The organism is Chryseobacterium edaphi, assembly GCF_025628985.1.
In the GTDB taxonomy this organism is placed as follows: Bacteria; Bacteroidota; Bacteroidia; order Flavobacteriales; family Weeksellaceae; genus Chryseobacterium; species Chryseobacterium edaphi.
This window is the reverse complement of the sequence record NZ_JAOTEM010000001.1, coordinates 738714-752256: the sequence shown is the minus strand read 5'-3', so window position 1 is coordinate 752256 and position 13543 is coordinate 738714. Positions and strand designations below refer to the sequence as shown.

17 protein-coding genes are annotated in these 13543 nt (G+C 36.1%); 8 read left to right on the top strand and 9 right to left on the bottom strand.

Features of this window, described 5'->3' with window-relative positions; genetic code table 11:
* Together NZ698_RS03520 and NZ698_RS03515 are read right to left on the bottom strand one after the other, a co-directional pair.
* Positions 1 to 339, bottom strand: a complete 339-nt coding sequence (locus NZ698_RS03520) for a hypothetical protein (RefSeq protein WP_263001706.1) — start codon at positions 337 to 339, stop codon at positions 1 to 3.
* Between the two features lie 24 nt (positions 340 to 363).
* Positions 364 to 624, bottom strand: coding sequence for a helix-turn-helix domain-containing protein (locus NZ698_RS03515; RefSeq protein WP_263001705.1), 261 nt, complete (start codon positions 622 to 624; stop codon positions 364 to 366).
* Positions 625 to 1871: 1247 nt separating this feature from the next.
* On the opposite strand from NZ698_RS03515, the gene NZ698_RS03510 reads away from it, so the two are divergent.
* The 7 genes from NZ698_RS03510 to NZ698_RS03480 all read left to right on the top strand — a co-directional run bounded on the left by NZ698_RS03510 (position 1872) and on the right by NZ698_RS03480 (position 6963).
* Positions 1872 to 2210, top strand: a complete 339-nt coding sequence (locus tag NZ698_RS03510; protein WP_263001704.1) for a PaaI family thioesterase — start codon at positions 1872 to 1874, stop codon at positions 2208 to 2210.
* A gap of 100 nt (positions 2211 to 2310) precedes the next feature.
* Positions 2311 to 3129 (top strand): 3-methyl-2-oxobutanoate hydroxymethyltransferase, encoded by an 819-nt coding sequence (gene panB / locus NZ698_RS03505; protein ID WP_263001703.1) that lies wholly within the window; start codon positions 2311 to 2313, stop codon positions 3127 to 3129.
* A 19-nt stretch (positions 3130 to 3148) separates the two neighbouring features.
* Positions 3149 to 4108, top strand: coding sequence for a bifunctional helix-turn-helix transcriptional regulator/GNAT family N-acetyltransferase (locus NZ698_RS03500; RefSeq protein WP_263001702.1), 960 nt, complete (start codon positions 3149 to 3151; stop codon positions 4106 to 4108).
* A 1-nt stretch (position 4109) separates the two neighbouring features.
* On the top strand, positions 4110 to 4511 hold the full coding sequence (locus NZ698_RS03495; RefSeq protein ID WP_263001701.1) for a PaaI family thioesterase: 402 nt from the start codon (positions 4110 to 4112) through the stop codon (positions 4509 to 4511).
* An 8-nt stretch (positions 4512 to 4519) separates the two neighbouring features.
* Positions 4520 to 4774, top strand: coding sequence for a hypothetical protein (locus NZ698_RS03490; protein ID WP_263001700.1), 255 nt, complete (start codon positions 4520 to 4522; stop codon positions 4772 to 4774).
* A 114-nt stretch (positions 4775 to 4888) separates the two neighbouring features.
* A complete protein-coding gene (locus NZ698_RS03485) occupies positions 4889 to 5941 on the top strand; it encodes an ATP-grasp domain-containing protein (protein ID WP_263001699.1) in 1053 nt (350 codons plus the stop codon).
* Positions 5942 to 6006: 65 nt separating this feature from the next.
* Positions 6007 to 6963 carry a hypothetical protein gene (locus NZ698_RS03480; RefSeq protein ID WP_263001698.1) on the top strand — a complete coding sequence of 319 codons (957 nt, stop codon included), beginning with the start codon at positions 6007 to 6009 and terminating at the stop codon, positions 6961 to 6963.
* A 142-nt stretch (positions 6964 to 7105) separates the two neighbouring features.
* On the opposite strand, the gene NZ698_RS03475 is transcribed toward NZ698_RS03480, so the two are convergent.
* From NZ698_RS03475 to NZ698_RS03445, 7 genes are all read right to left on the bottom strand, one after another.
* Positions 7106 to 7564, bottom strand: coding sequence for a MarR family winged helix-turn-helix transcriptional regulator (locus tag NZ698_RS03475; RefSeq protein WP_263001697.1), 459 nt, complete (start codon positions 7562 to 7564; stop codon positions 7106 to 7108).
* Positions 7565 to 7687: 123 nt separating this feature from the next.
* The gene (locus NZ698_RS03470) at positions 7688 to 8047 is read right to left on the bottom strand and encodes a VOC family protein (protein WP_263001696.1); all 360 of its coding nucleotides are present in this window, start codon (positions 8045 to 8047) and stop codon (positions 7688 to 7690) included.
* A gap of 327 nt (positions 8048 to 8374) precedes the next feature.
* The gene (locus NZ698_RS03465; RefSeq protein WP_263001695.1) at positions 8375 to 9244 is read right to left on the bottom strand and encodes an alpha/beta fold hydrolase; all 870 of its coding nucleotides are present in this window, start codon (positions 9242 to 9244) and stop codon (positions 8375 to 8377) included.
* 314 nt (positions 9245 to 9558) lie between these two features.
* Positions 9559 to 9984 (bottom strand): ester cyclase, encoded by a 426-nt coding sequence (locus tag NZ698_RS03460; protein WP_263001694.1) that lies wholly within the window; start codon positions 9982 to 9984, stop codon positions 9559 to 9561.
* A gap of 92 nt (positions 9985 to 10076) precedes the next feature.
* Positions 10077 to 10793, bottom strand: a complete 717-nt coding sequence (locus tag NZ698_RS03455) for an alpha/beta fold hydrolase (RefSeq protein WP_263001693.1) — start codon at positions 10791 to 10793, stop codon at positions 10077 to 10079.
* Entirely contained in the window at positions 10781 to 10972 is a 192-nt protein-coding gene (locus tag NZ698_RS03450; RefSeq protein WP_263001692.1) for a hypothetical protein, read from the bottom strand. The genes NZ698_RS03455 and NZ698_RS03450 overlap by 13 nt, the downstream gene beginning before the upstream one ends.
* Before the next feature lie 92 nt (positions 10973 to 11064).
* Positions 11065 to 11625: a TetR/AcrR family transcriptional regulator gene (locus NZ698_RS03445; RefSeq protein ID WP_263001691.1), complete on the bottom strand. Its 561-nt coding sequence runs from the start codon at positions 11623 to 11625 to the stop codon at positions 11065 to 11067.
* Between the two features lie 916 nt (positions 11626 to 12541).
* On the opposite strand from NZ698_RS03445, the gene NZ698_RS03440 reads away from it, so the two are divergent.
* Entirely contained in the window at positions 12542 to 13519 is a 978-nt protein-coding gene (locus NZ698_RS03440) for a saccharopine dehydrogenase family protein (protein ID WP_263001690.1), read from the top strand.
* Positions 13520 to 13543 lie beyond the last annotated feature (24 nt).

Genomic DNA, 13543 nt, shown 5'->3' with positions numbered 1-13543 from the left:
TCAAATATTTACATCCCTTCCTTTCTTCTTACCAATAAGCTTTAACTCCCCCGCAAAATCTAACATTACCACGAAACTTCCTTTAAACGGATTATAAGACGGCTGATAATCAATATAGCCCAAAGAATGAAGTTGCTTCAGGCATTTGTGATAGGTAGCTTTTGAGTATATTTTACTGATTCGCATCACTTCATCCCGCGAAATACTGACTGGATTTCGGAAACGGTTGAAATTCCAGAATTGGAATAATGCTAAGTATAGGTTGATGTGTGTAGGATTAAGTGTACTGTCCTGAGCCACTTTTCCGTAGAAACCTGTTAGATGTTTTATGTAATTCATTTGCATTATTTTTGAATCAGCAATCTATCTTTTGCCATTAAGCATTTTTTCAATGTCTTTATAATTATAATACAGTGTTCCTCCGACGCGAGTAAATGTCAAAACCCCACTTACACGAAGGTTTTGCAGGGTTGCTGAAGAAATTTTCAGAAGCTCTTTGACCTCTGATGAACGTAACCATAATTTCTGCTCAGAAACTTTAATACTGAGCAGGTTTTTAATGTCATCCAACAATTCGATTTTGAATTCTTTTAGATCTTCTTTTGTGATAATATTTATTTCCATAATTAATCTTTTATCTTTTTTGTACTTACAAGAATTCTATATCAACGTTAGTATATTACCTATTTGATAAAGAAAGTTTTTAAAAATAAATCAGAAAATTCTTAAAGAGATTATATAGTTTTTTATGGAATGTTTTGGCGTTTTAAGTCACAGTTATAGGTGATCTAATGAAAGTCAGATGTCCTAAAATAAATCACTTTAATCCTTGAATCTTTAGGATGGAATTGTCAAAAATCTGGCGTCAGCGTTACATTTTCCGAGCACTCTTGTGGAAGATTTGAAGAATTGCTCAACAGTCGACAATCAAAATTAATTGAAATATTATTTAGAAATAGGAATTAACAAACTGTTATTAAGTCAAATTAATTTAAATCAATGATTTAAATGTTATCAGCAATTAGATAAAAGTTCTAAAATTCTTAGCAAGTATAAGATCAGTTCCTGTAAGAGTAATTATAAGAAATTAATAGTATTATCTAATATAATTATTTTGCAAAAATTTCTAATAAGACATCATAACTAAAATTAATTTATAGTTTTTCATGATTGTTCTTTCTGGGAATTGAAAACATAATTTTTAGTAAAACATTTTCCATAATAAACCTGTAAAAAGGCAGCTAAGGTACTGTTGCCAGCCGTCAGCCTATCCCACCAAAAGACTACGGCATAAACGGTTTCCTCCCTAAAGGTACCCTCCAATTATTCCGTTTCCTTTTGGCTCCTTTTCATTGTCAACACTTCATATCTGCTTTCTTTTTTCCGGTTTTTCTTTTGAAAAATATTCAGCCAAGTCTGAACGGCTTTTAATGGGATGGTTGGAGAAGAGATCGAGAATAAATCAAAAATTTTGTGATTGAAATGAGGTTTGTAATTCTTGTTTAATTCTAATCTAATTTTAGCTTCATTATCATTTACCGCAACTCCATTTTTTGCCAGAATAATAATTGCTTGATCTACTCAAATATTTCTTTCAATGAAGTTCATTATTTGTTACTTTGTTTGATAATATTTTTGAAAATGTTAGATTTAAATCTAAAGAAAGATCTCCAGTTTTCTAATCGATATCAAACGGAGGAAAAATAATACTGGACTCATTTTAAGGTGATTAAGATCGATCATCTTTATCTTAAATTTTCCATTATATTATAAAACTATTTTGCCCTAATAAAAATAAATTTTGATGGGAATCATTTTTTTACGATATTTGTATAGTCAGTTATATAATTGATTTTTATAAATATTTTGATATGATAACATCTCACACAGAATATATCAGAACAGGAGTTCAGAAACAGAATCTGATGAAGTTTTATAATGCCTATGCAGGCGAAATTGAAGATGGTTTTGTGGAAGTGATTATTCCACGTCAGCAATCTTTGATCAGAGGTGCCGGATATTTTTATGGCGGTGTCTTGGCGGCGGCAGTTGATACGGCTGCTTACTTTTCTGCTGCTACACTTCACGAAGAAGACGCTTATTTTGTCACGGTCGATTTAAAAATAAAATATCTGAATCCTGCTCAAGGTGAATTGCTGGTCACAGCAGGGGAGGTCATCAAAAACGGAAGAACCTTGATCATTTGTTAGGCCGATTGCTTTACTATTAATTATGGCTCCAAAAAACTTGTTGCGACTTCACTGGTGACTTTGATGAAAATCCAGTAATAAAAACAAAAAAACATTTGAAATGTCTATCCATACAGAAAATAAGAAAAAGGTTACCACGCTTCAGTTGACCAAAATGAAACAAAACCGAGAAAAGATCAGTGTTCTTACCGCCTATGATTTTACAATGGCACAGATTATCGATAATGCAGGAATCGATGTGATCCTCGTAGGCGATTCCGCTTCCAACACAATGGTAGGGAACGCCACTACCCTTTCCATCACGCTTGAACAGATGATCATCTACGCAAAGTCAGTGGTGAACGGGACAAAGCGTGCATTGGTCATCGTCGATATGCCCTTTGGAACCTGCTCAGGCGACCCGATGAGATCTCTGGAAGCTGCTATCAAAATAATGCGTGAAACCGGTGCTGATGCGATAAAGGTTGAAGGCGGATCGGAGGTCAAAGATGATGTAAAGAAGATCATTGATGCAGGAATTCCTGTGATGGCTCATTTGGGTCTGATGCCTCAATCGATCAATAAATACGGAACGTATGCCATCCGTGGAAAAGATGAAAAGGAAGCGGAGAAGTTGATGCAGGATTGTCTTCTGATGGAAGAATTGGGCGCCTTCGGTATTCTGCTGGAGAAAATTCCGGCTAAACTGGCAACTGAAATTTCGGAAAAGATAAAAATCCCAACCATCGGAATCGGTGCAGGCTCAGGAACGGACGGACAGGTTTTGGTCATCCAGGATGTGATGGGAATGAACAAAGAATTCTCTCCGAAATTTTTACGAAGATATGCAGACCTTCACACCATAATGACCGAAGCGACGCAACATTATATTTCTGATGTGAAAGCACAGAAATTCCCTACTGAAAATGAAAGTTATTAATCAAATAAATATATTCTAAATGGATTTTTTTAATAGAACAGGCAAAATGGCTTTAGGAAGCAGACTCCGCCTATTAACCTCAAAAATGACAGAAGATGCCGCAAAGATCTACGAATTGTACAATGTCGATTTTTCACCAAAATGGTTTCCTGTCTTTTTTATTCTTTCTGAGGACGGCGAAAAAACAATCTCAGAGATTGCTGAACAGATTGGGCATTCTCAACCTTCTGTCACCAAAATAGTAAAAGAGATGGCAGCTGCAGGGCTCATCGAAAACAACCTTGAATCCACCGACAAACGCAGAAATGTTGTGGGCTTGACTGAAAAAGGCGTTAAAATCTCTCATCAAATTATTAAGGTACAATGTGCAGACATCGATCTGGCGATTGACGGAATGATTAGTGAAGCCAACCATAATCTTTGGGAAGCCTTGGCAGAATGGGAATTTTTACTTGAGCAGAAATCACTTTTGAAGAGAGTGCAGGAACAGAAGAAAATTCGTGAAAGTAAAGATGCGAAGATCGTTCCCTATGAGGCAAAATATCAATCCGCATTTAGGTCTCTGAATGAAGAATGGATCTCCAATTATTTTGAAATGGAGGAAGCCGATTACAAAGCACTGGATAATCCTGAGGAATATATTTTAAATAAAGGCGGGAAAATTTTTGTCGCTTTGTACAAAGATGAACCTTTGGGCGTTTGCACTTTAATTAAAATGAACGACCCGGAATATGATTATGAGATGGCAAAAATGGCTGTTTCTCCAAAAGCACAGGGTAAAAGTTTAGGTTCTCTGTTGGGAAACGCAGTCATTGATGCTGCTAAAGAATTGGGAGCATCAAAACTGTATCTGGAAAGCAACACGATCCTTAAACCTGCCATCAACCTGTATCACAAATTGGGTTTTGAAAAGATAACAGGCAGACAGACACCTTACCAACGCTGCAACATTCAAATGGAACTAAAACTGAAAGACTGATATGTACGACAGAATTAAAGAAAGCTTCGATAAACAAGGTTTGATGAAAACCCTGAATGCCAAACTAGTGAGCGTAGAAAAGGGTGAAGTGAAGATCTCCAGCGAATTCTCGGAAGCTTTGACGCAGCAACACGGTTTTTTCCACGCCGGAGTTGCCACAAGCATTGTAGACAATGCCTGTGGCTATGCTGCATTGACGATGATGCCCGAAGATATGGAAGTATTGTCGGTAGAATTTAAGATCAATTTTATAAAACCTGCTAAAACTGACAAGCTGATCGCCATTGGGAAGGTTTTGCAGTCCGGAAGAACCTTGACCATTTGCGAAGGCTACGTCTACGACAGTTCCGAAGAAAAACTGATCTCTAAAATGACCGCCACGATGATTGCTGTTAAAAAATAGACTGGTTTATGGTACAAACAATTGGTTACGCCGCTTTAACTTTAAACCTCATTTCGATGTCGATGAAGAATATTCTCTATCTAAGGGTTTGCTCGCTCACCGCCAATGCGATCTATATTGTTTATGGTATTTTGATGAACGCTCCTCCGGTATTTATTGGATGCTCGATAGGTGTGCTTCTGCATTCCTATTATATTTATAAAATAATGAGATCGACACAACAGAAAAGGGAACAGACCTTTAACAATCAGAACGTTACTTAAATTACAAAAGCTTTATGACATCTTAAAAATGGCTTAAAATTTAAACATCTCTGACGTTATTAGGTTAAGAGTTTATAAGTTTGCAGAAGAATTGATAATTAATAAAGATCAAAAATGAGTAAGAGCGTTGCAATTTTGTATCAGGCGCAAGAATCACCTGTAGTGGATGGCATCAAAAAGCCGATGAAACCGGGCGGATATTCCGACAGCGGTGCAGATATCGCTTACTCGTTGTATCAGCAAGGCATTGATGTCATCACACCTATCGAAAGTCCTGCGGTAGAAAACGACCTCGATTGGGTTTTTCCTGATACGAAGGAAGGCATTCAAAACGCAGTAAAAAAGGGAGCGAATGTACTGTGGCTGAACACTGTTCTTTTTACAGGACATCCGATCGAAAAGGCAATTTCAGAAGGGATTTCCATTGTCGGGCAAATTCCCGCAGATGCAGAAAGGTTTGATGGCAAGTGGCAAACCAATTTACTCCTTACCGAACATCACATTCCAATTCCAAGATCTGTATTGATCACCCAAGATAATTATAATGATTTTAGCTTAAGCTTTCCATTTCCCGTTGTTGCGAAACCCATCAGAGGAAGAGGAAGTCAGGGTGTTTCTATCGTCAATAATGCGTCTGAATTAAGTTCGGTGATTAAAAATATGTTTGATTCTCATCAGTTTGGAGATGCTTTATATTTAGAAGAATTCCTTCGAGGAGAAGAGATTACGATTACCATAATACCACCGGGAGAATATGTGATAGGTAATAAAACTGTCAAAAAAGATAAACATTGGTCACTTCCACCAGTTAAGAGATTCAACCATCAAAACGGAATCGCCCCGTACAATGGAACTGTAGCGGTCATCAACAACAGCGCTTTACTTACGGATGAAGAAATACAAGATCCCGCAGTTCAGAAAGCAATGCTTGAGTGTGAAAAAGCTGCAGCTTTTGTCCGAGCAAAAGCGCCTGTCCGTATCGATTGCAGGGCCAATGACAAAGGTGATTTCCTATTGTTCGATTTGAATATGAAACCCAATATGACCGGTGCATCCCGCCCTCATAGGCAAGACCAGGACAGCTTGACTGCGCTTTCTGCAAGGAAGATCGGCTGGACATTCGATGATTTGATTTTGAATATGCTGAATCAAAGCTGGCATATTTAATAATTCTCATTGCATTCATTATTTACTACTTATTCATTTTGATGATATCAGAATGACAAAGCGCTATGAAAAATCCTCTATATATTTTACTTTCCTTCTTCTTACTGACAAGTTGTGTTTCGCAGAAGAAACAAAGTCTGATGCAGAACATTTTAACCTTAAAAAACAGTTACTGCCAACCACCGGAATCTTATGATTATGAATACAATTTACCTTCAAAAAATTCAGATTCCATTTTGTACGCCAATCGAGACCTTAAACCTTATTTCAAAGACCAGAGTATTTTAATTCTCAATGCGCTGAGCAGTTTAGATGAAGCAAAAGCCATTGTCGACCTTAAAAAAAATCCCAGTCCTAATTCTCAGCTTGAAATTTTGACACTTAAAAGTCAAATCGATGGAAAAGTAAATATCGCTTTGACCGAATTGAGTTCCGTGACCGCAGAATTTGACTGTGAAGGAGAACGGGTTGAACAAATGGCTCGGTATGTCGACAATCTCAACCAATCCAGAAACAACAAGCTGATCATTGCATCAATTGTCACTGGTGCCGTATCATCGGTCGTTGGTGGAATTGCCAGCAATAACTCTTGGAAAGACGGTTCTCAGATTGCCGGAGGTGTTTTGGGAGCAGGCTTCGGTTTGGCAACACTCAGTCCCAGAGGTCGTAAAACAGAATTTTACCATCACAGAAATATCCTGCGAGATATCTGGACAGAGAACTTGAAGGACAAAAACTTTCCACCATTCATTTGGTATATGTACACCGAGAAAAAATTCTCTCCCGTTGCCGGAAAATCAATGCTGGAAAACATCAAAAGCAGATGGCTTCAATACCAGTTTGATGACAAAAAAGAATTGGCAGACCAATCGGTCATCTTTTCTGACGGCGGAAAATATTACTCCGAAGAACTTCACAACCGGGTACAGATGCTCAATCAAATGCAATCCATCACCCGAACGATAAACCAGAGCATCAATTACCTTCTGCTAGACCTTGATAGAATGTTGTATAAAAATTAGAAAAACAATTTCCTTTAAAAATTTAGAAAATGAAATTAAAAAAATGGGCACCGCTTGCATCCCGCGCCATTTTCTATTTCTAACATATTGTTTTCTGCCAGCCGTACTTCAATATTAGAAACTATAGATAAATCACTTAATCTTAATGACCAGACCTTTCAATAAGTAAAGACATATAATTATTGAAAAAAGATATCTCATTACCTAGGACAGAAAAAAATTCAAGATCACTATTTTCTACTTCAACCAATGCTCTCTGCAAAACTACTTCACCTGCACTTGTCAATCTAATGGTTTTTGCTCTGGTATCTTTCTCATGCTCCGTTCTGGTCACAAACCCTTTTTCTTCCAATGTACGCAAAACTTTTGAAACCATCATTCTGTCAGTATTGCTTTGATTGGCGATATCTACTTGGGTCACTGACTCACTGGCCTTGGAAAGCCAGCCTAAGGCAGCCAATAAAACGAACTGGGTCTGAGTCAAATTCAAGGGATCCAAACATTTTTTGATTTTACGCTGCCACAGCATTGTTACCTTACCAAGTAAATAACCCGGACTATCCTTTTGGCTCTTAAAGTGAAATTCAATTTCTTTTGACATTAGATTAAAGCATTTTTGATGAAATTAACTCGAAGTCTTGTTTGCTGGTCTTAAAAAACTGAGCGGAATCGATATGCTCGTTTCTTCATTGAAGATAAATCAAGTCTTGAAATACTATTAAAGCTATTTCGATTCCAAGAAAGTGAGTTTATAACCATCGAGATCCAATACATGAAATGCCCTTCCGAAAGGTGTTACTATAACTGGTCCAGCGGTCTGTATTCCTGTTAAAATCAATTGTTCTTTCAATTCATCTATGTTCTGATCTACAGCAAACCGAAGGGCTACCCCGATACCCAGTTCTCGATCTTCAATTGGCTCAAGCGGTGTACGAATAGCAAAACTTGCCTCACCCTCATTATATTTAAAGACACATACCTGCGGATTGACATCTTGTATCTCAAATCCTAGTTTTTCGGTGTAAAATATTTTTGATGCTTCTAAATTTTTTACCTGTAAAGATGCGAATGTTAATTGTTTCATTGTTTTATATTAAAATGTTGTCGCAAATATAATATATACGACAACAATATTCTAATTTTTTTTTAAATTTAATTTAAAACTAGTTGATTACGATACCAACACGTATCAAAATACCTCGCAATAGCAATCTTTACCACTAGCATGAATGTTGCCTAAACATTGAACTAAACAGCAATAGATCGATTTAGAATTACAGGCATTCTCAGGCCGGTTATCTAAGCAAGATGATAGATAAAGAATTCACGAACGTTGGTCTAACCAGTTACTCTGCATACTATCATGTTATATCTGTTGATATAAACTACAATAAGATTTACTAAAATTTTATTACTCCAAGATTTTGGATTTTAAAACTGCTTTGCAGATTTCATCAGGAGCGTTTTCTTGAATATAATGTTTGACTCCTTTCAATACCACTAGTTCATTTTTGGGAAAGAATTCCTGTAACCTACTAAGTTCTCCCTCGCGGAATGCGCCATCAGCATCTCCCCAAATAAACAAAACAGGTTTATCAACTAAGTTATTCATTCCGAGTTCCACATCTTTCAAAAACAATCTGCTGCCCACAATCTCCTTTGGAAAAATCCAAGTTGGGATCCTTGACTTTTTTGTCTTAAACGGAGATAGGTAAGCGGCAATTTCATTTTCTTCTAGCTTTTCATTCATACCGGATTCTAAAATAAACTTCATCATAGAATTATTGCGGGTAATGAAGAACCGTCCCAGGCCACTACCGAATATTTTAGAGACAATGGACATCGCACCAGTTGCAGGCCATGCCCATGTATTACCAATAACAAGGGAGTGAATTAATTCAGGCCGACGTCCCGCAAATCCTAAACCAATTGGGCCGCCCCAATCTTGCACCATTATTCTTATGTTATCAAGACCAAGTTGTTCAACAAATTTCTCCAAAATAAAAGAATGCTCCTCAGGAGTATATTTATATTCAGCATTAGCCACACTAAGACCAAATCCAGGATAATCAAGCGCGATGCATCTAAAACTACTTTTTAATTTCTTTATAATATGTCTATATAAAAAAGACCAAGTCGGATTCCCATGCAGCAATAACAGTACAGGACCTTGACCTTCATCAACAAAATGAATGGTATTACCATCTATATTTAAAAAACGGCTTTTAAATGGGAAAAGGCTTTTATCAAGCCAGCTTGGAGTATTTTTTATTTCAGACATGATTTAATCTGGTATTGTATTGAAGTTTTTATTTAAATATTTTGATGCAAAGCTAATTTGACTTTGTGACAGCCGTATGTCAGTAGTTTTTTAAAATTTTGCTCTTCCAGTAAATTTGAATTTTTCACGTCACAGTTTTCATGAAATACTTCCGTCGCCCAAAATTTTATAGTGATAAGCATTAATTACTTTTAAATGATTCCATTTTTCATAAAAAAAACTTACAAGCATATATTTGTAAGTTTTTATAAATTGTATTAAACTGTTTTACAATTTAATTACAATGCTTAAATGTTCCAGTTGAGTATATAAATTTAGCTTTTAAGTTGTGCTAATACTGACAGCAGTGTATTTAAGCCCCAATGTTCTACATACTTCCCATCTTTGACCTTTACTATGTCTATTACATCAATACTTATTTTACGACCACTAGCAGGAACTCCCATTAATTCACCGGTCTGAGTACCACTAATATTTTTCCGTGTTACAATTAAATCTCCTTCGCCGACCTGCTCATATATTGTTACTTTTAAATCAGGCATTGCAGGACGTAAAATATTATTAAAAGTATTAATCATTCCTTTGGGACCATTATCAGTATCAGGAGGCGCTGAATGATTGACAAATTTATCGTCCATTAATTCTTCGAAAGATTCAATATTTCCTTGCTCTATAACTTCTTTGTTAAAACGGAGTATCACATTTTTGTTAATTTCAATTAATGTTTCTTCTTGACTCATATTATTTTGTTTATAAATAAAAAATTTACTTTTTTTTCAATTTTTTCTTACACTCAATTACTTTGCTCTGAATTGCTAATCAGGGTAAATGTTCAATCTTGTGTCAAAAATTCAGAGATCAAGTTTGCTACTTCAATAGGCTGTTCTTCTACAATGAAGTGACCAGAATTTTTAATCTCTTTAAACTCTAGATTCCTGATATAATTTGGAAGAGACGCTTTCAACATTGTCGTCGCATTAGTACTTCCCAACGCTAAGGTTGGCGCCTCAATAATTTTCATATCTTTTATATCTTGAATGTCCTCTGGAAATGCCTGATACCAAGCATTTGATGCGTTAATTGCTTCTTTTGTTTCGTAAGCCTTAGCATATACCTGCCGATCGAAATCGCTTATACTATCCTTGTTTACCAGCATTTCATCAAATAGCCAATTTTGAACAATGTGGAAACGGCCTTCCAATAGATTTCCAGGTAAATCTTTTATCTGATTGAAGGCTATCCGCCATGGATGCACCGGAAGTCCTACCGGCAACATAGGAAGCTTGTAAAGATCATCTTCAGGAAATGGTGTATCAAGAACAATTAAATTTTCTGTGAGCTCCGGATAATTTCCTGCAAAGCTAATTGCTATGGTAGCGCCTATATCATGCCCAGCAATACTAACAATACCAAGTTCCATTAATCGAATTAATGACGCGATATCGCTGGCCATGTTTTTTTTACTGTAGCCACCAATTGATTTTTCAGAAGAGCCCATCCCTCTGAGATCTATCACTATAACCTTATGATGTTTAGCTAAAATTGGCATGATTTTATGGTAGCTCCACCAAGTTGCGGCCAACCAGGTAAGAGGATAAGAGTTGAACCTTGACCGCCTGATACAAAGTGTAATTGCGTACCATTTACATATTGATGATGATTAGTAAAGCCCGACAGCGTACTAACAAGATATTCATCATCATATTTTTCCTTTTCTTTTGTAATCATTTATTATGTCGTTTGCATATAGATCTGAGCGTATCCTTTGACATTCTGCTGTATCACGATCAAGGGTCACACAGATACTATTTTATTTGTTACTACTTGTTGATCATTCCAATACTACCCTTAAAGGAGTCCCATGAAAGATTTCTGATCTCATTGATTGCTACATCTCCACTCGTTTCTGCTTGAATGGCGATATCTACGATACCACCAAAAAGATTGTAAACCCACGAAATTGGTAATAAATTGTTAATCACGCCGGAATGTTGTAATCCTGTTATAAGCCTGCACCATTTTTGGTTAACCGATTCATAATCTAAACTTTCACTTTTAAGAACCTGTCCATAATTGGAACGTTTAAAAATTTTTTTCACAAAAGAATATTCAATACCAATCGAGAGTGCAGCATCAAACATCGCTTCCACTTGTTCTATAGGATCAGCACTACTTTCATAAGCGTCAGCCATTGCCCTATTACATTTTGACATCATCTTACTTAAGCAGCATTGCAATAAATTATTTCTATCTTTAAAGTATCTATGAATTGTCCGTCTATTTATTCCAAGGTGATTAGCAATTTCATCAATGCTAGCATTTTCGTTCATATTTAAGCAAAACACAGTAGCAGCAATAATTTTATCTTTTGTATCTTTCATTACTCAAATATACGACAAATGTCTCAATTACGAGACATTTCTCTCATTAAATAATTAGATACAGTTTTTGCGACCATTAAATATTTCTATGTTGAATTTCGACTTATTATAATCCACTTTTTAATTGAACAAACCGCATTATTTACCTAGTGAAACTTTTGCAAAATTTTTACAGATTGTAGCTAAATCAATTTTTCGTGACATTTGTATGCAGCAACATCTTTCCAACCTTCAAAATTTGAAAGGCATTCTCAATGGTCAACTATTATGACAGCATATTGAAGATACGGACTTCTATCTATTTGCAGCAATAATTTTAGAAATCCCCACACTTCAATGATTATTTAGTTTTACAATTCTTTCCAAATCTTCCACCAAATTTTTCGATATATTTTCACTTATGGGTCAAGACAGTCAAACCAACCAAAGACCAACTATTCCACTGCTAATTATTATAAATTTTTAATATTAAACTGCGATATAGAAAAACTACAAGAATTGTTTGATGAAAATGCGTATTGTAATTCCTGTTTAATTTGACTTAATCGAACCAAATCGTCGATAAAAGTGTTTGAAGATAAGCTCGTCTTGGTCACACACAGCCAAATGGCACCAACTAAAGACTGTTGGTGTCATTTTCATTTAATTTTCTAACAATCAATTTAAATTAACTGGAACAAAAAAATCACCAGCTCATTTTAAATAAAATTCTTATAAATTTCAATTTCTGTAACGATTGTTTCAAATAATAAATTACCTTTGTTTTAGATTTACGAGAGAAAATTTCTAAATATTATTATTCAAAAAATTAGAATAACGATTGATACAGCAAAAAAAATTTAATCCATATCTAAAACAATCGTTTCAAATTAAACAATCTTTTAAATTATTATTAATGGAAAAATCAGAAAAAAAATTGCTCATCTATGGAGCGGCAGGCTATACAGGAAAAATAATCGCCGAGCGTGCAAAAGAACTAGGTCTCGACTTTGAAATCGCAGGTCGAGGTGAAGACAGCATCATTGAAGTTGCTCACGAACTAAGTGTGCCTTATCACATTTTTACTGTGGACGACGAAAACGCCTGGAAGAAAGCGCTATCTGACAAACATGTTCTGATCAACGCTGCAGGACCTTTCACGAATACGGCAAAGAGTGCAATCGAAGCCTGTCTTAAAGCTAAGGTTCATTATCTGGATATCAGCGCAGAAATGGAAACATATCAACTGGCTGAATCTTTGGATGACCGCGCAAAAGAAGCCAATATACAATTGATTTCTGGTGCAGGGCTATTCGTAAGTTATGACGCACTTGCTGTTCATCTTTCACAATTGGTGGATGAACCTCAAAAATTAAGTATGGGTTTCCAACATTATGGCGGATTCTCAAAAGGTTCTGTACTAAGCAGTAAAAACATTGCTGATTTAGGAATATTAGTTAGACGAAACGATGAAATCCAGAAGGATAAGGATGCTCAGCCAAAAACGTTTTCTTTTGGTAAAGAAGACATAGAGTGCATTCCCACTCCGTTAGGAGGAATTATTCTGTCTTATAAATCGACAGACATCCCTAATATTGAAGAGTATTTTTCGCTTAAACTTCCTGCTCTCAGCCAGTCCGAACTTGATCCGAATAATTTGCCCGATGGACCAACCAAAGAAGAAAGAGCTGCAGGCAGAAATGCGATCTCAGGCGAAATCGTGGGTAAAGACGGAAAAATAGTGCGTGCCATGATAGATGCACCTTCAGGATACACCTTGACGCCGATTTCTGCTGTTGCCGTTGCCAACCGAATCTTAAATAATGATTTTAAAACTGGATTTCAATCGCCAGGTTCTGCTTATGGTTCGGGAATTTTGAATGATCTTCCAGACACTTATGTTATTAATCTGTAAATTGAGCTTTTGTACGGATTTCTT